General features: G+C 68.4%; 17 protein-coding genes. 9 read left to right on the top strand and 8 right to left on the bottom strand.

From position 1 onward, the window contains the following. Positions 1 to 89 precede the first annotated feature (89 nt). Positions 90 to 1487: a solute carrier family 23 protein gene (locus tag ODE13_RS09425; protein WP_179542056.1), complete on the bottom strand. Its 1398-nt coding sequence runs from the start codon at positions 1485 to 1487 to the stop codon at positions 90 to 92. A gap of 44 nt (positions 1488 to 1531) precedes the next feature. Continuing rightward, positions 1532 to 2659: an alcohol dehydrogenase catalytic domain-containing protein gene (locus ODE13_RS09420; RefSeq protein ID WP_322479041.1), complete on the bottom strand. Its 1128-nt coding sequence runs from the start codon at positions 2657 to 2659 to the stop codon at positions 1532 to 1534. 178 nt (positions 2660 to 2837) lie between these two features. On the opposite strand from ODE13_RS09420, the gene ODE13_RS09415 reads away from it, so the two are divergent. Further along, on the top strand, positions 2838 to 4664 hold the full coding sequence (locus tag ODE13_RS09415) for a helix-turn-helix domain-containing protein (RefSeq protein WP_322479040.1): 1827 nt from the start codon (positions 2838 to 2840) through the stop codon (positions 4662 to 4664). 72 nt (positions 4665 to 4736) lie between these two features. On the opposite strand, the gene ODE13_RS09410 is transcribed toward ODE13_RS09415, so the two are convergent. Continuing rightward, positions 4737 to 5621, bottom strand: coding sequence for an Lrp/AsnC family transcriptional regulator (locus ODE13_RS09410; RefSeq protein WP_322479039.1), 885 nt, complete (start codon positions 5619 to 5621; stop codon positions 4737 to 4739). Between the two features lie 316 nt (positions 5622 to 5937). Here ODE13_RS09410 and ODE13_RS09405 point away from each other — a divergent pair, with 316 nt between their 5' ends. From ODE13_RS09405 to ODE13_RS09385, 5 genes are all read left to right on the top strand, one after another. After that, on the top strand, positions 5938 to 7662 hold the full coding sequence (locus ODE13_RS09405; RefSeq protein ID WP_322479038.1) for a flavin monoamine oxidase family protein: 1725 nt from the start codon (positions 5938 to 5940) through the stop codon (positions 7660 to 7662). Positions 7663 to 7733: 71 nt separating this feature from the next. Beyond that, the gene (gene speB, locus ODE13_RS09400; protein WP_322479037.1) at positions 7734 to 8741 is read left to right on the top strand and encodes an agmatinase; all 1008 of its coding nucleotides are present in this window, start codon (positions 7734 to 7736) and stop codon (positions 8739 to 8741) included. Positions 8742 to 8745: 4 nt separating this feature from the next. Continuing rightward, positions 8746 to 10119 (top strand): purine-cytosine permease family protein, encoded by a 1374-nt coding sequence (locus ODE13_RS09395; protein ID WP_322479036.1) that lies wholly within the window; start codon positions 8746 to 8748, stop codon positions 10117 to 10119. 10 nt (positions 10120 to 10129) lie between these two features. Next, complete coding sequence (locus ODE13_RS09390) at positions 10130 to 11518, top strand: YjiH family protein (RefSeq protein WP_322479035.1); 1389 nt, start codon at positions 10130 to 10132, stop codon at positions 11516 to 11518. Positions 11519 to 11687: 169 nt separating this feature from the next. Then, entirely contained in the window at positions 11688 to 12650 is a 963-nt protein-coding gene (locus ODE13_RS09385; protein WP_322479034.1) for a threonine/serine dehydratase, read from the top strand. A gap of 193 nt (positions 12651 to 12843) precedes the next feature. On the opposite strand, the gene ODE13_RS09380 is transcribed toward ODE13_RS09385, so the two are convergent. Continuing rightward, positions 12844 to 13488 (bottom strand): TetR/AcrR family transcriptional regulator, encoded by a 645-nt coding sequence (locus ODE13_RS09380; protein WP_322479033.1) that lies wholly within the window; start codon positions 13486 to 13488, stop codon positions 12844 to 12846. A 91-nt stretch (positions 13489 to 13579) separates the two neighbouring features. On the opposite strand from ODE13_RS09380, the gene ODE13_RS09375 reads away from it, so the two are divergent. Then, positions 13580 to 15247: an amidohydrolase gene (locus ODE13_RS09375; protein WP_322479032.1), complete on the top strand. Its 1668-nt coding sequence runs from the start codon at positions 13580 to 13582 to the stop codon at positions 15245 to 15247. Between the two features lie 51 nt (positions 15248 to 15298). Then, complete coding sequence (locus ODE13_RS09370; RefSeq protein WP_322479031.1) at positions 15299 to 16750, top strand: APC family permease; 1452 nt, start codon at positions 15299 to 15301, stop codon at positions 16748 to 16750. A gap of 198 nt (positions 16751 to 16948) precedes the next feature. Here the strand turns inward: ODE13_RS09370 and ODE13_RS09365 are convergent, their stop codons facing one another. From ODE13_RS09365 to ODE13_RS09350, 4 genes are all read right to left on the bottom strand, one after another. Next, positions 16949 to 18409, bottom strand: coding sequence for a sodium:solute symporter family protein (locus tag ODE13_RS09365; protein ID WP_322479030.1), 1461 nt, complete (start codon positions 18407 to 18409; stop codon positions 16949 to 16951). Between the two features lie 6 nt (positions 18410 to 18415). Then, positions 18416 to 18808 carry a RidA family protein gene (locus tag ODE13_RS09360; protein WP_179542047.1) on the bottom strand — a complete coding sequence of 131 codons (393 nt, stop codon included), beginning with the start codon at positions 18806 to 18808 and terminating at the stop codon, positions 18416 to 18418. Between the two features lie 65 nt (positions 18809 to 18873). Beyond that, positions 18874 to 20130, bottom strand: coding sequence for an alanine racemase (locus ODE13_RS09355; protein WP_179542046.1), 1257 nt, complete (start codon positions 20128 to 20130; stop codon positions 18874 to 18876). A gap of 25 nt (positions 20131 to 20155) precedes the next feature. Further along, positions 20156 to 21802 (bottom strand): N-acyl-D-amino-acid deacylase family protein, encoded by a 1647-nt coding sequence (locus ODE13_RS09350; protein ID WP_322479029.1) that lies wholly within the window; start codon positions 21800 to 21802, stop codon positions 20156 to 20158. A 193-nt stretch (positions 21803 to 21995) separates the two neighbouring features. Here ODE13_RS09350 and ODE13_RS09345 point away from each other — a divergent pair, with 193 nt between their 5' ends. Further along, complete coding sequence (locus ODE13_RS09345) at positions 21996 to 22664, top strand: helix-turn-helix transcriptional regulator (protein WP_322479028.1); 669 nt, start codon at positions 21996 to 21998, stop codon at positions 22662 to 22664. Position 22665 lies beyond the last annotated feature (1 nt).

Genomic DNA, 22665 nt, shown 5'->3' with positions numbered 1-22665 from the left:
GATGTTGCCTCCGCGGTTCGGGCCCTTCTGACGTCGGATCACGACTCAGAAGGGCTCAAACCGCGGAGACAACGCAGTATGGGCAGGGCTCAGTCCTGCTCCTCGGCGAACGTGCCGTCGTTCTCCCCGCGGAAGAAGTCCCGGCCGTAGATGACCAGGCACAGCAGGATCCCGACACCGAGACCCCAGGCCGCACCGAGCAGGGCCAGCGCCCCGGCCGTCACTCCGGCGATCCCCAGATCCCGCTGGCTCCGAGCCTCCATGATGCCGATCCGAACGCTGACGAATGCCTGGATGAGCAGCGTCAGAGCCATCGCGACACCGAGCACCGGCTCCACCAGAGTGACGATGGGCAGCAGGAGCAGGCCCGTATTGGTGCCCCAGCGGAAGGACCCCGCGCCCCCGTAGAGGGACTTCATGGCCTTCTTGCCCTCTTTGTACCGCTCGGTGATGACCACGAGCATCGCCGACCAGGAGGGCCCGCACATCGCCACGTCCGGGCCGATGACCCCCATGATCGCGTTGCGTGCCCCGAAGATCATGTGCGAACGGTTCGGGTTGTACGCCACGTTCTCATCGGGGCGAGCCTTGTTGGCCTGCTTGAGCACGGAGTTCGCCTGGAGGGTGTCGCCGAAGACCACGATGTAGGTGGCAAGGACCGTCGGAATCGCGGTCACGAACATCATCAGCGGCGGCAGGCCCAGCCCGAAGACCGTGTACTCGCGCCACAGGGTCACGAAGTCGGGCTGCACGATGCCCCACTCGATCTCGGACCAGCGGGCCTCCCCCGCCAACGGCGCGATGATGACCGCCACCAGGATGGCCGGCAGCACACCCAGCTTGCCGATCTGCATGGCGAGTCGACTGCGCTCCCGCCAGGCCGGGAACTGCCGCGAGAACAGCAGGAAGAACGCCAGCCCGATGGCGAGGGTGATGGTCACCGGGAACTGGTTGAACTGGCCCTCCTCGCCGAAGACGGTCTGCACCGCGGCGATGCCGGCGCCCATGAGCACACCGGCCTTGATGGCGGGCGGAATGGCGCGCACCACGCGTTTGGCCAGCCCCGTCACCCCAAGCAGGATCGAGAAGACGCCCAGCAGGATCTGGAAGGAGATCAGCGCGTGGACGCGTTCGGGTCCTTCAGGGAACGTCATGCAGTAGGCCATCACCAGAGGGATCGCCGGTGTGATCCACCCGGGGACCACAGGATCTCCGAGGAGGTGGTGGGTGAGGTAGAGGAAGCCGTTCAGCAGGATCACCGCGAGCGCCACTTCGAAGGGCATCCCCAGCAGAGTGATCATCATCGGGATGGCCGCCAGGTCCACGGCGCACATGAGCAGGCCCTGGGTGTAGTCGGGCCATTCGAGCCGGTAGTGGACGAAGGGCAGCCGGATTTCGAAGGGGCCGGCCTTCCAATGGGGCGAGGAGGGGGCGCCGTCGCCCGGCTCTCCCGGAGAGTCCCCGAGGTTCTGGATCGTCTGAGCCATGGTCATGCTTCCTGTCGGTGGAGGTGGGCGAGATGGTCAGGGCGTCAGGACGCCGTGAGGGGTCCGGCGTCGAACTCGATGATCTGCCGCACGTCGCGGCCGTCCTCGAGGTCGTCCATCGCCTGGTTGACGTCCTCGAGCCGGATGCGTGAGGTGATGAGCCTGTCCACCGGAAGCCGCCCCTCGCGCCAGAGCTGCTCATAGTGGGGGATGTCCCGACTCGGCACCGAGGAGCCCAGGTAGGAGCCGATCACCGTGCGAGCTTCCGCGGTGATGCGCAGCGGGGAGATCGTGGCGGTCGCGGTCGGTGCCGGCAGACCTGCGGTGACGGTGCGCCCGCCCGGGGCGGTGGCGGCGAAGGCGGCCTCGAAGGCCCGCGGGTTGCCGGCGCATTCAATGACGTGATGGGCGGTGATCCCCTGATCGGTGATCTGCTGCGGAGTCCAGGCCTCATGAGCGCCGAGGTCCGTGGCCATGGCCAGCTTGTCGTCGGCGGTGTCCACCCCGATGACGCGCGGGCAGCCCTCGGCCAATGCGGTGATCAGCGCGGCCATCCCGACGCCGCCGAGCCCGACGATCATCACGCTCTCCTGGGGCCCGGGGCGGGCGGCGTTGAGCAGAGCGCCGCCGCCGGTGAGCACGGCGCACCCGAGGACGGCGGCCACATGGGGCGGGACATCGTCGCCGACCGGGACCACGCTGGCCCGGTCGACCACCGCGTGAGTGGCGAAGCCGGAGACCCCGAGATGATGGTGCACGGTGCCACCCCCACGGTGCAGGCGGCGGTGGCCATGCAGCAGCTCTCCGGCGTTGTTGGCCGCGGAGCCGCGGGAGCAGGGCAGCCGGCCGCCGGCGGCGCAGTTCTCACACGCCTCACAGCGGGGCAGGAAGGTCATCACCACGCGCTGGCCGCAGGTGAGATCGTCGACGTCGGCTCCTACGGCCTCGACGATGCCGGCCGCCTCGTGGCCGAGCAGCATCGGGACCGGACGCTCCCGGTGACCATTGACCACGGAGAGGTCCGAATGGCAGACGCCGGCGGCCTCCATCCTGACCAGGATCTCGGTGGGGCCGGGATCCTCCAGGGTGAGCTCGCTGATCGTCAGCGGAGCAGTGGAGGCATAGGGGCGGGGGCGGCCGATCTCTTCGAGGACGGCACCTCTGATCTTCACAGGGCATCTCCAGGGGCGGTGCGGGCGGGTGCAGGTGGTGGTGGGCCGACGGTGCGGGGCCGGCGCTGGGCGTGTGCGCGGATGTGGCCTCCGCCACGTCGTCTTCTGAACGATCACATCAGCTGCACGACAGATCAGCCACAGCCATGGTGGAGGGTTCTGCACCTATAATGTGTCCATGACGGACACAGACGCGGCGCGGGAGCCTGCCCGCCGGAGCCCCACAGAGCACAGCTCTCCGCCGCACATCTCGCCGGGGCACGGGCGGGAGGCCCTGCTCCGTGCGCTGCTGGACACCGCCGCAGAGCTCTCCAGCCTGCAGGACGTGGAGTCGGTGCTGCAGTCCATCGTGCGGCGGACCCGGCACCTGCTGCGCTCCGACATGGCCTACATCAGTCTCAACGATCATCCCTCCGGGGAGACCTACATCCGGCAGTCCGACGGCGTCGCCACCACCGAGTACCGGACGCTGAGAATGCCCATCGGCTACGGGATCCTGGGCCGGGTGGCCACCGGCGTCGCTCCCTACCAGACCACCGACTATCTGCGCGACGAGTCGATCCCGCACCTGGACTCCATCGATGAGATCGTCGCCGGCGAGGGCGTGCTGACGATCATGGGGGTCCCGCTGCTGATCGGCGGGCGGGTCATCGGCGCCCTCATGGTGGCAGAGCGCGCCTCCCGGGTGTTCAGCCCCGAGGAGATCGACACCGCCGACTCGCTGGGCAAGCACGCCGCCGTCGCCCTGGACAACGCGGAACGCTACACCCGGGCACTGCGGGACGCGGAGCTGCTGAGCCGTCAGCACGAGCGGAGCCAGGAGGAGCTGGTCTCCCGCACCCAGGTCATGGAGTTCGACGCCGACCTCCTCGACGAGATCCTGCGCTCCCCCACCGACGACGGTGTCCTCACTCTGACTGCCCGGGCCCTCGGAGCTCCCGTGGCGCTGCTGTCCGCCTCCGGGGAGCAGATCGCCGTGGCTCCCGAGGACGCCGGCCCGCTGCTCCGCCGGCCGCCGCGTCTCGCCCGGCTGGAGGAGGCCGTCGGCACCCGACGCGCGCTGCACCAGGACGGTGAGGCCGACCGCCGTGACGGCGAGGACGAGGAGCTCGACGTCACCGTGGTGGCGGTGCGCTCCGGTGAGGAGGCGATGGGCTTCCTGGCCACGCGGGCGGCGGAGGACCCGGCCAGTCGGCAGCTGCTCGACCATGCCGCGCTCCACATGGCCCTGGCCCTGCAGTTCGTCCGCGCCCAGGAGGACGCGCAGCATCGGCAGCAGCTCGACGTCATCGAGGAGCTGCTCACCGCCCGGCCCATCTCCGAGCACCGGCTCGCGCAGCGGCTCCGGCGCTGGCAGCTGGGAGTCCACGACCCGGCGTGGGTCGCGGTGCTCGTCCCGGACAAGGACGCCGACGCCGTCCTGCGCCGGCTGATCCGTGGCCTGCCCGGCACCCGTCTGGCGGCGCCGCTCGGCGACCAGCTGTGCGTGATCTTCGACGAGCAGCGCTGGGTCGAGGCCGCGCTGAGCCGGATCTCCGAGCAGGGGCTGACGGTGCGCGGCACCTGGTCCGGGCCGATGTCCTCGGTGCGGGCGCTCCCGCGTCACCACAGGATCGCCCAGATGGCGCTGGCGGCGATGCGCCTGGGCGGCCGGGAGGGGCTGGTGGATGCCGACGCCGTCGGGCTCGTGGGCGCCGTCGTCCATGCCGCCGAGCAGTCCGACGCCCGGGGCGAACCGATCGACCTGACCGTGCCGATCTCCCCGCTGGTGGCCCATGACGCCCAGCGCGGGACCGAGCTGACCCGCACGGCGGCCACCTACTTCGAGACCGACCGACGCATCGATCGGACCGCCGAGGCTCTGTTCCTGCACCGCAGCACGGTCAAACAGCGGCTCCAGTCGATCCGCCGGGTGCTCGGGGAAGGCTGGGATCGTGCCCCGCGCCACCTGGACGTGCATCTGGCCCTGCGGGCCTGGAGCCTCGCCCACTCCCCAGAGGACTGACTGGACTGACTCCCCACCGAGACATCGCCTCCGGTGAGAGATTGAAAATCGGAGGCAACACCTCAGCGGCGTTCAGATCGCGCGGGAGTAGTCCTCCTTGAGCGTCTGCAGGTGGAACCAAGTCTCCATGCCCGTCACCCCGGCGAGACCCTTGAGGTCGTCGAGCCGGGCGAAGACATCGGCAGGCACGGAGGATGCCAGCGTCGCGATCAGGTCGAAGGGGCCCACGCTGAACGCGGCGAACTCCGTCTCCGGGTAGCCCATCAGACGCTGCGCCACCGACTGGTCATCGCCGCCCAGGTGGAGTCCGACGCCGACCTTCACCCGGCGCGCCTGGGCGCTGTGGGTGACCACGGCGCTGATCCGCAGGATGCGGTCCTCGAGCATCCGCCGCACCCGGCTGCGCACTGCCGTGGGCGAGAGCCGCACCTGCCGGGCGAGATCCCGGTAGCTGGTGCGGCCGTCGTGGCGCAGCAGCTCCACGAGCTCGCTGTCGATCTGGTCGATCCGTCCGCCCCCGCCATAGTCAGAGATGAAGGAGCCGCGCAGGACATCGGTGTAGACGGCAGTGCGCAGCCGCGCGACCTCGGGAAAGGCCCGCACGTGGGCCAGCACCTCGAAGAGCGCGGCATGGTCGGCGGCCCGCACCTCCACCACCAGGTCCTGCGAGCCGGAGATTGCCGAGACCAGAGGGATGTCATCACGGGCACGCAGCTCCTCGATCACCGCGCCGAGCTCACCGCTGCCGGTGATGGCCACATGGGCCAGGCAGCTCTCCCCCAGGAAGGCCGGATCCGCCGCGGCCACGATCCGCACCGCCCCGGAGTCCAGCAGCTCCCGCACCCGCGCCGACACCACAGCGCGCGGGGCCCCGAGCCGCTCAGCCAGGGCCTGATAGCTGGCCCGCCCGTCCTCCTGCAGCGCAGCGATGAGCTCATCGTCGATCGACGTCGCCATGCCGTCTCCCCTCCTGCGTTCCGGATCCCGCCCGAGAAACCATCCCCTGCCAGCGAAAGCTGACAGAAACAAAGCATATAGCCGCACTTGAGTCTCATACGGTGCACGCTGGCGACGATGAGTGGACAGAACTGAATCAGATGCAGCGTGAGACAATTCTTCCAGCCTTGCCCTGTGACGTCCATCTCAGTAGATTCACCTCACACTCCTCTGCCCCGCGCCGCCCACCCTCTGCGGGGTCAGACCCGCTCGATACCCTGATCACGGCCGCCCGTGAGGCTCACACCTGAACCTGCTCGAGACCAAGGATCCGCCCATGACGATGTCGACCCCGCTGCACGACGAGTCCTACGCCGCCGAACGTCCCGCCGACGCTCCGCCTCTGACGATGCTCAGCCCGGACTTCCCGTTCAGCTACGACCACTACCTGGCCAGCGCCGCCGGCCTCGGGCAGATCCCCCAGCAGGCCCACGGCACCGAGGTGGCCGTGGTGGGAGCCGGGCTGGCCGGCGTCGTCGCGGCGTATGAGCTGATGAAGATGGGCCTGAAGCCGGTGATCTATGAGGCTGCCGGGATCGGTGGCCGGCTGAAGTCCCAGTCCTTCGACGGCGCCCCCGACGTCGTTGTGGACCTCGGCGGGATGCGCTTCCCCACCACCGGCCGCGCCTTCTACCACTATGTGGACCTGCTGGACCTGGAGACCCGTGCCTTCCCGAACCCGCTCTCCCCCGTGACCCCCTCGACCGTCATCGATCTGGCCCACGAGCCCGAGCCGACCTACGCCGAGACCGAGGCCGAGCTGCCGCAGCTCTATCGCGACGTCGCCGAGGCCTGGAAGAAGGCCCTGCGCGACGAGGCCGAGCTCGACGCCGTCCAGGATGCCATCCGTCACCGTGACGCCGCCGAGCTCAAGCGCCTCTGGAACGAGCTGGTGTCCCGCTTCGACGATGAGTCCTTCTACGGCTTCGTCGCCGGCTCCGAGGCGTTCAAGGCGTTGAGCTGGAAGCACATCGAGACCTTCGGCCAAGTGGGCTTCGGCTCCGGCGGCTGGGACACCGACTTCCCCAACTCCGTGCTCGAGGTCCTGCGCGTCGTCTTCACCGACGCCGACGACGACCATCGCGGCATCGTCGGCGGGGCCCAGCGGCTCCCCGAATCGCTGTGGCGCCACGCACCGGAGGACATCGTCCACTGGCCGCAGGGCACGTCCCTGGAGTCGCTGCACAGCGGCGCGCCCCGCGGCGCGGTCATCGGCATCCACCGCGGCGAGGACGACTCCCTGCCCGCCGGCGGGGTCACCATCGCCGAGAAGTGGGGACGCACCGTCACCTACCCGGCCGCCGTGGTCACCTGCCAGTCCTGGCTGCTCTCGGCCCGTATCGACACCGATGAGGAGCTGTTCGACCCGGAGATGTGGAACGCCATCGAGAAGAGCCACTACATGCTCTCCTCGAAGACCTTCGTCATGGTCGACCGCCCGTTCTGGCGCGACATCGACCCCGAGACCGGTCGCCCGGTGATGTCCATGACGCTGACCGACCGCCTCCCCCGGGCCACCTACCTGCTGGACGAAGGGCCGGGCAGGCCTGCGGCGATCCTGCTTTCCTACACCTGGAACGACGACGCCCTGAAATGGCTGCCGCTGGACGCCGACGAGCGCACCCGGCTCATGCTGCACTCGCTGCACAAGATCTACCCGAACCTGGACATCGGATCCCACATCATCGGCCAGCCGATCACCGTCTCCTGGGAGGCGGACCCCAACTTCATGGGCGCCTTCAAGAACAACCTCCCGGGCCACTACCGGTACCAGGAGAGGCTCTTCAACCACTTCGTCCAGAAGGACCTGCCCGAGCACCAGCGCGGCGTCTTCCTCGCCGGCGACGACATCTCCTTCACCGCAGGCTGGGCGGATGGCGCCGTCACCACCGCGCTCAACGCCGTCTGGGGCGTGATGGACCATCTGGGCGGAACCACCGCGGCCCAGAACCCCGGCCCGGGAGACGTCTGGGACGAGCTCAAGCCCATCTCTCTGGACTGAACCCTCCCCACCACCCTCCTGCCTGCACCGGGCAGCCTGCTCCTCCTGCCTCCCCCGCCCGAAAGGACACCATGACACCTCAGGACTCCACCAAGAACACCCCTGTCGGCCCCCGTGACAGTTCCAAGACCCCGCGCTATGCGGGACGCGCCACCTACGCCCTGCTGCCTGAGCTCCACGAAGTGGGCCACGCCGACATCGCCGTGGCCGGGGTACCCTTCGACACCGGTGTCAGCTACCGGCCCGGCGCCCGATTCGGCCCCTCCCACGTCCGCGAGGCCTCGCGGCTGCTGCGCCCGTACAACCCGGCTCAGGACATCTCCCCGTTCGAGGTCCAGCAGGTCGCCGACGCCGGTGACCTGGTCGCCAACCCGTTCAACCTGGACGAGGCCGTCCAGCAGGTCGCCGACGGTGCCCGCGATCTGCTCACCCGCGCAGACCGGCTGGTCGTCATCGGCGGCGACCACACCATCGCCTACCCGCTGCTGCGCACGATGGCGGAGAAGCACGGCCCGGTAGCCGTGCTCCACGCCGATGCCCACCTGGACACCTGGGACACCTACTTCGGTGCCCCGGTCACCCACGGCACTCCCTTCCGCCGCGCGTCCGAGGACGGCTACATCGACCTGACCGCCAGCGCCCACCTGGGCATCCGCGGCCCGCTCTACGGCAAGAAGGACCTCGACGACGACGCCCGCCTGGGCTTCGAGATCACCACCACCGACTTCATCGAGGAGCACGGGGTGCCCGCCGCCGTCGAGCGGCTGCGTGCCCGGCTCGGCGACCGCCCGGTGTACATCTCCATCGACATCGACGTCCTCGACCCGGCCCATGCCCCCGGCACCGGCACCCCGGAGGCCGGCGGCATGACCTCCCGCGAGCTGCTGCGGATCATCCGCGCGCTCTCGGACCTGAACATCGTCGGCGCCGACGTCGTCGAAGTGGCCCCCGCCTATGACCACGCCCAGCTGACCGCGGTCGCGGCCAGCCACGTGGTCTACGAGCTGATCTCCGCGATGGGCCGGTCCAAGAACCTCCAGCTCGAGAACACCCAGCTCGAGAACACCCAGCGAGACTGATCCCATGAACCTCTACCGCCGCCTGGACCAGCACCTCGAGACGCACTCCGAGACCGGCCACCCGGTCACCGGTCACCTCTCCGGCCGCCGGATCTTCATGATCTGGCTGGCCGCCAACCTGGTGGTCACCACCATGCTGACCGGCACCCTGTTCGTGCCGGGCATCGGCTACGGGGCGGCGGTCACCGCGATCCTGATCGGCACGCTGGTCGGCGCGGCGGTGCTGACCGCCGTCGGCGCCATCGGCACCCGCACCGGACTGGCCACCATGGCGCTGACCCGGGGGCCGTTCGGGCTGCGCGGATCCATGCTGACGGTGGCCGCCAACGTCGTGGTGCTCATGGGATGGAGCTGGGTGCAGGCCATGCTGGCCGGCATCACGGTGGACCATCTGGTCTCAGGCTTCACCGGCTGGTCCAACCCGGTGCTGTGGTCGGTGGTCTGCGAGATCATCGTGGTCTCCCTGGCGATCTTCGGGCATTCCGGGATCGCCAAGGTGGAGCCGTGGCTCGCGGTCTTCATCCTGGCCGTGATGGGCTACGTCTTCTACCTCGCGCTCTCTGCCTACTCGGTGACGGACTTCCAGTCGCTGCCCGAGGACCCCGGGGCCGAGATGACCTCGATCACCGCCCTGGACATCGTCATCGCCACGGCGATCTCCTGGACGGTGCTCTCGGCGGACTTCAACCGCTTCGCCCGCACTCCGCGGGCCGGCGTCGTCGGCTCCGGTCTGGGCTACACCACCTCCACCGTGCTGGCGATGCTGCTGGGGCTCACCGGGATCTCCTACCTGATCGCCTCCGGCAGCTCGCCGGAGGCCTTCGATCCAGTGGCCTTCGTGGAGGGCTTCGGCACACCGGTGGCCGTCGTGATCTTCTTCTCCGTGATGGCCACCAACACCATGGCCGTCTACGGCATGACCACCTCGGCGGTGGGCTTCCGCGCCGGGCGTCGGTTCCGTTTCCTGCCCACGGCACTGGTGCTGGGCGGCATCTCGGTGCTGGGGTCGACCTGGCTCGCCCTGCTGGACCAGTTCACCGACTTCCTGGTGATGATCAGCGCGTTCTTCATCCCGGTCTTCGCCATCCTGCTGATCGACTACTATGTGCTGCGCCGTGCCCGCTACACCCGGGACATCCTGGAGGCTTCCGGCGGTGACTACTGGTACCGCCACGGAGCGAACTGGCGCGCGTTCGTCGTCTGGGTCGCCGGTGCGGCGTCCATCTACTGCTGGACCTACGTCTGGCCGCTGGCCGTCGGAGCGAGCATCCCGGCGTTCCTGCTCAGCGCCGCCGCATATCTGGCGCTCTCCTGGCACACTCGGACACCGCCCCTGCCCACCTCAGACTCCCCCGCTCTGCTGTCCACCACAAGGTGAGGACCCGACCATGACCCAGACATCCACTCAGCGCGCCGTCCCCTGGTTCCTGATCCCCTCTCTGCTGGGGCTCATGATCTTCGTCGTGCCCGTCCCGGACGGCGAGGGCTCGATCACCATCCCGGTGGCCTTCCTCGCCGGCGCCGCGCAGGACGGACTGGCCGGGGCTCTCCCCTGGCTGACAGTGGGTCTGATGGCGGTCTCAGTCGTCGGGACCCTCGCCTACCGGACCTTCCCGGAGACGTGGAAGGAGCGCCACCTCGTGCGGGCGCTGTTCTCGACCACCCCGGTCTGGTTCGGCCTGCGTGTGCTCGGCCTGGTGTTCGGACTGATGACGGTGCTCCAGCTCGGCCCGGAGTGGCTCTGGGGCGAGGACACCGGGGACCTGATCTTCGGCCTCGCCGCCGTCATGGTCACCGTGTTCTTCTTCGCCGGGTTCCTGCTGCCGCTGCTGCTGAACTTCGGCCTGCTGGAGTTCGCCGGGGTGCTGCTCAACAAGGTGATGCGCCCGCTGTTCACCGTCCCCGGACGCTCCTCGATCGACAGCCTCGCCTCCTGGCTGGGTGACGCCACCATCGGTGTGCTGATGACCAACCAGCAGTATGTGCAGGGCTACTACACCAAGCGTGAGGCGGCGGTGCTGGGCACCACGTTCAACGTGGTCTCGCTGACGTTCACGATCGTGATCATGGGCTACCTGAGCCTGCAGCACATGTTCGCGCCCTTCTACGCCACCATTGTGGTCGCCGGGCTCGCGGCGGCGATGATTATGCCGCGCATCCCGCCGCTCTCCCGGTTCAGCGACAGCTACGCCGACTGGGTCCCGGCCCAGGGCACCGAGGCGCAGGACCACGCCGCGCACGACGCCGACGCCGCCGGAGCCGGAGCTGCCGTCGGCGGGCGGGCCCATGTCCTGCGCCGGGCATGGGACAGCGCCCTGGAGCGCTCATCCACGGCGCGGATCGGCGACATCGGCCGCCGTGGTGCCTCCAACGTGCTGGAGATGTGGGTCGGCATCATCCCCATCATCATGGCCGTGGGCACGGTGGCGGTCCTGATCGCCGAGCACACCCCGCTGTTCTCCTGGCTGGGCGCGCCCTTCGTGCCGGTCCTGGAGCTGCTGGGCGTCCCGGAGGCCGCCGCCGCCTCGGAGACGCTGTTCATCGGCTTCGCCGACATGCTGCTGCCGGCGGTGATCGGTGCGGGCATCGAGGCGGAGATGACCCGGTTCATCATCGGCTGCCTCTCCGTCACCCAGCTGATCTTCATGTCCGAGGTGGGCGGGCTGCTGCTGGCCTCGAAGATCCCGGTCCGTCTCCACCACCTGGTGATGATCTTCCTGCTGCGCACGCTCATCACCCTGCCGATCATCATCGGCCTGGCGCACCTGTTCTACTGATCGTCCCGGCTGCCGAGCCAGAGCCCCGACGACGCCCCGGCCGCCTGCAGCGGCTGGGGCGTAGTCGCCCGCACCGTCCGAGATCCGCACCGCCCCACTGGGGACCATCCGACCAGTGAGAACCAGCCGCCCAGTGAGAACAAGCCACCCCCAAGAAGAACGAGGCCCCATGAACCGTCCGCCGAGCCTGCACGACGTCGTCACCGCCCACCGCCGCCTGCGCGGCCGGGTGCGCACCACGGCGGTGGAGTCCTCCCCCACGCTCTCCGCGGAGTCCGGCGCCGAGGTGCTCCTCAAATGGGAGAACCAGCAGGTCACCGGCTCATTCAAGGCCCGCGGGGCGCTGAACACCGTGGACTCGCTGACAGCGGCCGAACGCTCCCGCGGCGTCGTCACCGCGTCCTCGGGCAATCATGCCCAGGGGCTGAGCTGGGCGGCCGCCGCCCAGGGGGTCCCGGCCACGATCGTGGTGCCGGAGACAACCCCGGAGACCAAGAAGGCGGGCGCGCGGACGCTCGGAGCGGAGCTGATCGTCCACGGCTCCTCCTACGACGACGCCGAGGCGCACGCCTGGGCGCTCGCGGAGGAGTGCGGTGCGGTCTACGTGCATTCCTATGACGATCCGCGCATCATCGCCGGGCAGGGCACGGTGGCGCTGGAGGCGCTGCTGGAGCACCCGGACCTGGAGGCGATCGTGGTGCCCGTCGGAGGCGGCGGGCTGATCTCCGGGATCGCTGTGGCGGCCAAGGCCATCAGCCCGGGGATCCGGATCATCGGAGTCCAACCCGAGGTCTCAGCGAAGTTCGGGGCCAGCTTCGCCGCCGGGCACCGCGTGGACGTCCCCTATCGATCCTCCTGGGCGGACGGGCTGCCGGGAGACATCGGAGAGCTGAATCTGCAGGTCGTGCTGGAGCACGTGGACGACTTCGTGGCGGTCTCGGAGAACAGCATCGCTGAGGCCGTCGCCTGGCTCGCCCAGCACCACCGGCAGATGATCGAGGGATCCGGGGCGGTCGGCGTCGCCGCCTTCCAAGAGGGTCTGCTGGAGGATCTGCGCGGGAAGAAGGTCCTGACCGTCGCCACCGGAGGCAACATCGACGCCGACCGGTTCGCGGCGTTCCTGCAGGGCTGACCCCTGCGCTCCTGAGGCACTGCCCCTGCGCTGAGTTGGTCTGGAGTTGTGGGTACTCGAGTCGATCGAATCGAGTACCCACAACTCCAGACCAACTCACCACACCCTCAGGGTATCCAGGCGCCCACGCGGACCGTGCAGTCAGGGCGGACCTCCGACGAACCTCCAGGACCCGCAGGCTCGGCCGGCAGGTTCAGGGGGTGTCCCCCGACGGTGCTGCGGTCGTGCCGGACGGCACCGCCCCCGGAGGTGCCCCCAGCCCGGCGGCGGCTTCGCGCATCGCCTTCTCCGCCATCTCCACGGTGATGAGGCTGTTCCCGGCTACGATGTGAAGACCATAGGCATCCTCCAGCGCCACGAGATTCATGGCCAGGGTCTCGATGCTTGTCCGTGGCGCGAAGTCCCCGGACGCTGCCCCTCGCTGAAGGATCGAGGTATAGGTGGCGAGCTGGCGCCGGTACAGCGCCTCCACGAGCTCATCGTGCACCTGTGAGGTGCCCGCCAGGACGTCGAATTCGTAGAGCAGCCGCATCAGCGCGTCTTCAGGCCCATCCGGCAGCCCGGTGCGGATCGCGACGGCCAGCTGCTCCGCCGACGAGTCCACACCCCGGACGAGTGTGTCTCGCCGCTCCCCAAGTCGCTCGATCCCTGCCCGGTGCGCTTCGACGAGCAGAGACTCCAGGTCTTCGTAGTAATAGAGCACAGCGCCCCTGGTCAGCCCCGCCTGCTCCGCGACATCGGTCATCGACAGGGCCCGCAGTCCTTTGCGTCCGACGGTGTCGATCGTCGCGGCGATGAGGTCCTGTCTGCGCTGCGTCTGGTTTCTGGGACGGGCCATTCATTGACAGTACCGCATGACGCATGTCACTCTTCATCCAATTATTTGACGCCACCGTCAAAGAATTGGATCGCCACCTGAAGGGACCACCATGCTCGACCTGCTGTTGACCGACGCGCGAGTCCGCACTTTCGCCCAAGACCTTCCCTGGGCTCAGGCGGTGGGCATCACCGGGGACCGCATCACCTACATCGGGAACTCGCAGGATGCCCCCGCCGCCCACCACGTGCACCGCGCCGACGGGGCCCTGATCACCCCTGGCCTCATCGACAGCCACAATCACCTGCTGCTCGGCTTCGACCCGGACGCCGTCAGCCTGGAAGGGGCGGAGACCCTCGACGAGGTACGGCGCCGGATCCACGGGCTGGCAGTCTCACGGCCGGACCTGGACTGGATCTGCGCCGAGAACGCGGTGTACTCGGTGGTCGCCGGCCGACGTCCCCGTGCGGACGACTTGGCAGGCCTCACCGACCGCCCCGTCTTCGTCACCACCTACGATCAACATTCGGTCTGGCTCAATGACGTCGCGCTGCGCGCACTCGGCATCGACGACGGCGCGGAGCTCGCCTGGGGCGTGCCCGAACGTGACACCGACGGTGCACCCACGGGTTGGATCACCGACTTCTACACCAGTGCGATGACCACCGCCGGGCTCGCAGCCCTGCAGCGTGACATCCCGATGTACTCCCCCGAGCGCCGCTATCGCAAGCTCCTGGGCAGCCTGGAGATGGCCACTCGGTCCGGCATCACCACTGTGGTGGAGCCCCAGGTGCCGTTGGCAGAGCAGGCACTGCTGCTGCGCGCCGAGTCCGAAGGGCGTCTGTCCTCTCGAGTCATCGGCGCGCTGTTCCATCCGATCGACGCCGACGCCGCATTCCGCCGAGAGCTGCGGGAGGCCGCCGACGTCGTCCCGGCCTCAGACAGGTTGCGCTTCGGCCCGGTGAAACTCTACGCCGATGACGTCATCGAACCGCACACCGCATGGATGCTGGAGGACTACGCGAACCGTCCCGGTCATCGAGGGCATCCCTCGGCCCCGTTGGGCGAGCTGACCCGGATCATCACCGAACTGGACAGGCTCGGATTCCAGACCCACACCCACGCGACCGGTGACGGCGGCGTACGTCTGGCTCTGGATGCGATCGAACAGGCCCAGCGGACCAACGGAACCGTCGACCGTCGCCACGGGATCGTGCACGTCGAATGCCTCGCCCCTGCTGACCTTCCGCGCTTCTCCGCCCTGGGAGTCACTGCGGCCATGCAGCCACGGCACACCTCCCCGGACCTGATCCGCGGGACATGGATGGACAACGTGGGCGAAGAGCGCTGGGGCCGGGCGTGGCGGATCCGATCGCTCATGGAGTCTGGAGCGCATGTGGCCTTGTCCAGCGACTGGCAGGTCGGCGAGATGGATCCGCTGGTCGGGATCTACTCAGCCCTGACTCGGGCCAGCCTGGACGGTGCGGACACCTGGACTCCGGTCGAACGGATCGGCCTCGACGCGGCCCTGCAGGGGTACACCGCCGAAGGGGCGTGGGCCTGGCATGCCGAAGAGCAGCTGGGAGTCCTTCGACTCGGGGCCCGAGCTGACCTCGTCGTCTGGTCGGACGACCTCTACCGGCACACCGAAGAGCCTGCGGCGCTGCTGGAGCAGCACGCCGCCCTGACCATCGTGGGAGGTGAGATCGTCCACGACGCCGCCGCGACCAGCGCAACGCCTGCGGACCCCGCCCCGATGGGTGCTTGCTCAGCCCATTGATCCCTGCCATGACTCGCACCCCACACCTTCACCCGAGGGAGACACCACGTCATGCCGCACGACCCCACCCCGGAACCACCGGCAACCACCTCCGAACCACTCGAGCCGGGCACCGGACCGCCGACGCTGACCACCCCGGCGTCCGTTGCTGAGGATGCCCGAGTCCACCAAGCAACCCCACCGCTGCGCAGAACGCTGCGCCTGCGGCATATCGTGTTCGTCGGCCTCGCCTACATGGCCCCCATGGCTGTCTTCGACATGTTCGGCATCGTGGCCTTCGCAACCGACGGTCGCGTACCCCTGGCGTACCTCATCACGATGGCGGCGATGCTGATCACCGCCCTGAGCTATGCGCGCATGTGCCGACTCCACCCCAGCGCCGGATCGGCCTATACCTACGCCCGACGCACTCTGAACCCTTCCGTAGGCTTCCTGGTCGGCTGGTCCGCGACACTGGGATACCTGCTGCTTCCCATGCTGAATGCGCTGCTGGCGGCGATCTACATGTCTGCGGTCCTTCCGAGGGTGCCCTCCTGGATCTGGGTGCTGTCCACCATCGCGGTGTGCACACTGTTCAACCTCCTGGGAGTGCACCTGGCGGCCCGGGCCAACCTGCTGCTCGTCCTGGTGCAGATCGTGGCGGCCGGAGCCTTCATCGTGTTCGCCGTGCGGAACATCGTCACAGCGGGCAGTGGAAACGAACTGTCCATGACACCGTTCTCACCCAGTGACGTGCCAACCGCCGCCCTGATCAGCGGAGCCTCGCTGCTGGCACTCTCCTTCCTCGGCTTTGATGCCGTCACCACCATGTCTGAAGAGGCGGTCCACCCGCGACGAGACATCCCTCGGGCCATCCTCATCATTGTCATCGGCGCGGGGATCTTCTTCATCGTCACGACGTACCTGATGCAGGTGATCTTCCCCGACGTCTCGCAGGTCGACGACATCGTCAGCGCCTCTCCGGAGATCGCCCGACACATCGGCGGTGCGGCGTTCCAGGCGCTCTTCGTGGCCGGCTACATGTTCGCCGTCCTCGGCTGTGGTCTGACACAGCAGATGACGGCAGCCCGTCTGCTGTTCGCGATGGGCCGGGACGGCATGATTCCGCGGGGCATGTTCGGTCGCCTCTCGCCCACCACTCAGGTTCCGGTGATGAACATCCTCTTCATCGCGATTCTGGCCTGCTCTGCGCTGTTACTCGATCTGGAGGCCGCTGCCTCGCTGATCAACTTCGGTGCATTCATCGCCTTCGCCGCCGTGAACGCCTCGGTCATCGCGGCCTATCTCCGGATCGTCCGGCCCACCGGCAACGGCAGCGCCTTCGGCTGGGTCGCGCTGCCGAGCATAGGGCTGCTCATCAACGTCGCCCTGTGGTTCAGCCTCGAACCCAGCGCCAAGATCGTCGGGGGTATCTGGGTGGCCGTCGGATTCGCCTATCTGCTCTGGACTACGCGGATGTTCCGCCGGGATCCCATCGAACTCGCCGACCCCGACATGACGTGACGCGAGTCGCGCAGGACCCGTCGGCTACTGGTCTGCGACTCGACCGCGGGCGGCGTCGCCAACGTCACGAGTGTCCGTAGCTCTCCAGACCAACTCGCCACACCGTCAGAATATCCAGGCGCCCACTCAGACGTCGGCCCCGTGGCTCTCCGACACGAGGAGAGCCACGGGGCCGACGTCTCACGCCCTGGCGCAGGGTCAGGATGCGTCCGCCCGCACCGTAGTGCCGACGTCGATCTGGGCCCGCTCCGCCGCGAGCTGGTCCAGGGCCTCCTGTTCGGAGACCTGGGACCGGGGAGTGATCAGACTGACCAGCACGCAGGCCGCCGTGGCCACGGCGAGGGAGGGGAACACCGGGCTGCCCCAGAACTCGCTCCAGGTGGCGTTGGCCTGCACGATGAGGGACGTGGCGGAGCCGGCCACGATCGCCGCCATTCCACCCTGCCAGGTGGAACGGGACCAGAACCGCCCCAGCACGGAGGCCACGAAGAGTCCGGCGAGGATCGTCGAGATCATCGTGGTGATGTACCCGATGACCGTGTCGGCGATCAACGCTCCGGCCAGCGCCAGGACCAGGACACAGACCAGGGAGACCCGTGAGTACAGGACCATCTTCTCCTTCTTCGGCATCCGACCGGTGACCATCTGGACGACGTCGCGCAGCAGGATCGTCACAGCCGTCACCGCATCGGAGTCCCCGGAGGACATGGTCGCCGAGAGCCCCGCCACCAGCAGGAACGCTCCCACCGCCAGGGGGAAGACCTCCGTGGCGAGGTAGGGGAACGCCATGTCAGGTGATGCCAGATCCGGGTTCAGGCTGTAGGCAGCCATGCCGACGAGCGCGGGCATCACAGCGAAGGCCGCGAACAGCCCCGCCACCCAGAGGAAGCTGCGTCGCACCACCTGGGTGTTCCTCGCCGAGTAGATGCGTTGCCGGAAGGAGGGAGTGGCGAGCACGCCCACGGCGATGACGGCCGCGAAGGACACAGCCGGCAGCGTTCCCATGGCCTCCTCGCCAGAGGCGGCGTCCAGGCCGGAGAATCCGCCCAACGTCACGACGGCCAGCACCGCCAGTCCGGTGAAGCCCAGAAAGAGCAGGGTCCCCTGGATGGCGTCGGTGATCACCACGGCGAGGTAACCTCCGACCACGGTGTAGATCCCGAAGCCGAGGGCCACAATGACCTTGGCCAGGTCGATGTCGATTCCCGTGAGGTAGGTCAGGTAGATGGATCCGCCCATGATGTGAGCACCCAGCCACCCCACGCTGGCCAGCAGGAGGACCACGGCGACGAGGCCCTTCACCTTCCGGTCCGCCCCGTAGTAGAAGCTGACCTCCTCGGAGTAGGTCATGAAGCCGTGCTTCCGAACCCCGGCGAAGAGCAGCATCAGGAGTAGCACGCCGGTGGCTCCGCCGATGCCGTAGAGGGCCCCGGCCCACCCGTTCTCATAGCCAAAGCCGACGGCGCCCAGACTGGAGCCGGTCCCCACCAAGGTGGCCAGCGTGGTCGCCAGCAGCAGCGGCGTGGTCAGGTTCCGCCCGGCCAGCAGGAAGTCCTCACCCGTCTTGGTCCTCCGGGCTATCAGGATCCCGACGACCAGCATGAGGATGACGAATCCGATGAAGACACCCAGATAGACAGGGTGTGGTGTGACGTCCACTGCCGGTCACCCCCCGGAGCCTGAGAGGGGCGAATACAGCACCGCATCCACCTCGATCTCGAATCCGGGAAGATCCGCCTGCAGCGTGGTGCGGGCCACCTGCCCCTCCCCGAAGTACTGCGGGAATAGCTCGTTCATGCCGGCGAAGTTGCCCAGATCCAGCAGGTAGACACCCACACGGACGGCCTGATCGAGACTGGCGTCAGCGGAGGCGGCGATGGCGGCCAGGTGGTCGAAGGTGACCTTGGCCTGGGTGGCGAAGCCGCCGTCGACCAGGGTTCCGTCGGGCCGGTGCGGTGTGGCCCCGGAGAGGAACACGAAGTCGCCGGCGCGCACGGCATGCGCATACGGGCCTCCCGGACGGCAGGCCTCAGGGGTCATGATCGGCTTCTTGGTCATAATGTCGTCCTTTCAGTGGTGACGGTGAACATGCTCTGGTGAGTCTTCGGGTGGGATGTGGGTGTTCAGAAGTGGGTCCGGGCGGAGGCGTCCCAACGCAGCCGACCCGGCTCCACGGCGGTGACGAGCGGCAGCTCCCTCCATTTGTCGGCGATCGTGCAGGGGTGGGACTGCCCGAATTCGATGACGTCTCCGATCTCGAGTTCCTGGTCGGCGTGTTCGAGGTAGCCGTGCTGGTCGTTGGTGTCCACGAGCTCCGCCTGGGTGAACTCTTCGATGCGCCCGTCGGCCCGGTGGATCCGCTGCGGTCGGGGCAGGGAGATGTCATAGGCCAGGTCCCGTTTGCCGGCGTCGAGGATCGCGAGTCCCTGTTCCGGCGTGGAGAGCACCCGTGCCCAGAGGGTGGCTGCCGGACGCAGCTGCGGCCCGGAGCCGCGCAGTCGAGCCGGAGTCAGCCGACCGTAGTGCCCATGGTCATGGAGCAGGTATGAGCCAGGACGGAGGATCACCCGTCCCCCATCGACGGAGTCTGCGGCCGGTCTGAGCAGCTCGGCCACCAGGTCGAAGTAGAGTCCGCCGCCGGCGGTGAGCACGGGGTGATCCACCTCGATCCTGTCCTCATGCTCCTCGAACAGACGAGCCATGCGTCGGAGGTAGGACCGGACCTCCTCGATACGCTCCGGAGGCAGCACTCCTTCGAAGCCGGAGAACCCGGCGAAGGCCAGCGCCTCAGCACCAGTGAGCGCCTCCACGATCTCGCCGACGTCGCCGTCCTGGCGGACACCGGCCCGCTTTCCCTCGATGCCGACCTCCACGCACACCTGGACGCGGCGGCGAGTACGCCCCAGAGCGCTCTGCATCCGCTCGACAGCCCGCACTGAGTCTGCCCAGCACATGATCTCGGGCCCGTCCTCCGCCAGGACCCCCCGAAGCCAGGACAGCCCGGGCGGGGTGAGGAACTCGTTGGCGATCACCACCAGGGGCGCACCCGCCTCCACGGCCACACGTGCCTGCGAGAAATTCGCCACGGTGATGCCCACGGCGCCAGCGGCCAGCTGTGCTCGCCAGAGGGCCGGCGTCATCGTCGTCTTGCCGTGAGGTGCCAGCTGCACGCCCTGCTCGGCCGTCCATTCAGCCATCTGTTCGATGTTGGAGACGACCGTCTCGGTGTCCACGGTGAGCATCGGCGTCGGGAGCTCGTCTCTGATGTTCAGGGCCTGGCCGGGGCCGATGCCGCCCAGGGAGGATTTGGAGAGCGGGCCCGGCGCCTCGCGTTCCGCCAGGACGGCGGCTCGTATCGGGTGGGTGTCGTGCTGGTTCATCGTGTGTCTCCTCACGTGTGGCGGCCTACTGGCCTGTGGTGCGCCCTGACGGCAGCGACGTGGCCACAGGACCGGTCCGATGCAGCTGCCCCGAGCCGGAGCCTGGAGCGTCCGGCGTTCCCGGTGGCCGCGGCCAGACCGGCCGACCTCCGAGCAGCACCGCATCGAGTCCGTGCGTCTCCCGGCGGGGGTTCTGGTAGTCGGCCCGGTCCGTGTAGGTGCTCGGGTCGATGATCTGCAGGTCCGCCGGTGCCCCGGGGACGATCGACCCGCCGGGCACGCCGAACCGCGCCCGCGGGGCGGAGCTCATCCTCCTCACGACCTCTTCGGCGGGCAGCAGCCCGTCCTGCCACGCATACGTGCTCAGCGCGCGGGGGAAGGTGCCGAAGAGCCGCGGGTGCACGTAGCCCTCCTCTCGGGGAAGACCATCGGATCCGAGGAAGGCGTGGGGCCAGCAGAGCACCTCCCGCATCCCCTGCGGGTCGGAATGGTGGACGATGATGGTGAGCACTCCGTCCTGCGAGAGCACGAGATCGGCCAGTGCCTCGGCGGGGTCCTGACCGCGTTCAGCTGCGATGTCCACCAACGCACGACCATCGAACGCACGGGTTTCGGGATGGCTGAACCCGGCGAGCAGGATCGCATCCGGCCCCACCGAGGTGAACTGATTCTCCAACGGGCCGTCCCACGGCCTGCGCACCTCGTCCAGCGCCCGGGCTCGGGCGTCCGGATCGGTCAAGACCTGAAGAAGCGAGTCTGTGCCGCGTCGGGTCGTCCAGCTGGGGAACAGCGTGGAGGCGGTGGTGCTGCCGGCGGTGTAGGGGTAGACGTCTGCGGTGACATCGATCCCCTCCGCGCGGGCGGCCTCGAGACGGTCGATGATCTGAGGCATCGTGCCGAAATTGGCGGCACCGGTGACCTTGAGGTGGCTCACGTGCAGGGCACATCCGGCGTCTCGGCCCAGGGCCAGGAACTCGTCCAAGGAGCTCTCCAACCGGCCACCTTCGTTCCTGATGTGAGCGACGAGGACCTTGTCCCGGCGGGCCACCACCTGAGCGAGTGCAAGGAGCTCCTCACGTTCCGCCGCGCTCCCTGGGGCATACATCAGCCCCAATGACAGGCCCACCGCGCCGGCGCTGAGCGCCTCGTCGAGATGGGCGGCCATCTCGCGGAGCTGGGCCGCATCAGCCGGCTTCTGCTCCATGCCCATCACGCCGGCCCGCAGCGGAGCGTGCGGGACCAGCGCGATGACGTCGAGTGCCGGGGCGGAACGTTCCACCGCGTCGAGGTAGTCGGTGAAGCGGGGAAACACCTCCTCCGGGAAAGGGCCCAACACAGGGGTGGCGTAGTCCTCCAGGCCTCCCCCGGCGACGGAGGGCGCGCATCCGTGGCCGCAGTTGCCCACGATGGTGGTCGTCACACCTTGGGAGAGCTTCGGGTCGAGCGCCCGGGGGCGGAAGAGGGCGGCGTCGTCATGGGAGTGGACGTCCACGAACCCGGGGAGCAGGAGGCGGCCCGCAGCGTCGAGCAGCGTCTCGCCTTCCACGGAGGACAGGTCGGCGCCGACTTCTTCCACGCGTCCGCCGACGATACGGACATCGGCGCGACGGCGGCGGCGCCCGGTGCCGTCGAGAAGATCCCCGCCCCGGATGAGCTGTCGGTCGTGCATCATCGCCTCCCGTGCTGTCGTCGGCCGCCCATGTGTCCTGGGCAACACTCTGCCGGGATCGACCATAACCCATGGTTTACCGAGAATCTATACACTTGATGTAACTTTTACATGTGAACGCGAGGTCGCGACTCTGACCACGGGGTACCCTACGGAACACACACCCCTGCGGCAGCGCACAACCGGGAGGAAGACTGTGAGTGATGTGACGGCAGATTCGCCGCGGTTCGAGAGCATCCAGGAGCTCCATGCGGTGCTGGCCCCGGTGATGAAGGCCGTCGCCGTCACCATCGGGGAGCACTGCGAGGTGGTCCTTCATGATCTGAGTCGCCGCGATATGGACCAGACCATCCACGCCATCGAGAACGGCCACGTCAGCGGCAGGCCAGTCGGCGGCCCCTCCACGGACCGCGGCCTGACGCTCCTCAAGGATGAGAAGGCCGACCATGATGCCTTCGGCTACCGCGGCCGCACGGCCGACGGCCGCGAACTGCACTGCTCCTCGGTGTACTACCGGAATCGCGTCGGCTCAGTGATCGGGGCTCTGTGCATCAATGTGGACCTCACCGCATTGGAGAACGTCCGCTCGATCATCTCCTCCCTCCTGCCCGCTCAGAAGGATGAGCCCGAGGAGATCGTCGGCCCCAGCATCGACGCCGTCCTCGACGGGATGCTGGAGTCGGCCATCGCCGAGATCGGCAAGCCCCCGCCGGTCATGGTCAAGGAGGACCGGATCGCCGTGCTGCGCAGGCTTGAAGCGCGCGGAGCATTCCATATCAAACGCGCCGTGGACCGGGTCTCCCAACGTCTGGGCATCTCCAAGGTCACGGCCTACAGCTACCTGGACACCATCCGCAACTCCTGAG

Origin of the sequence: Nesterenkonia sp. HG001, assembly GCF_034438835.1 — a bacterium.
Taxonomy (GTDB): domain Bacteria; phylum Actinomycetota; class Actinomycetes; order Actinomycetales; family Micrococcaceae; genus Nesterenkonia; species Nesterenkonia xinjiangensis.
This window is presented reverse-complemented; position numbering and strand designations above follow the sequence as displayed.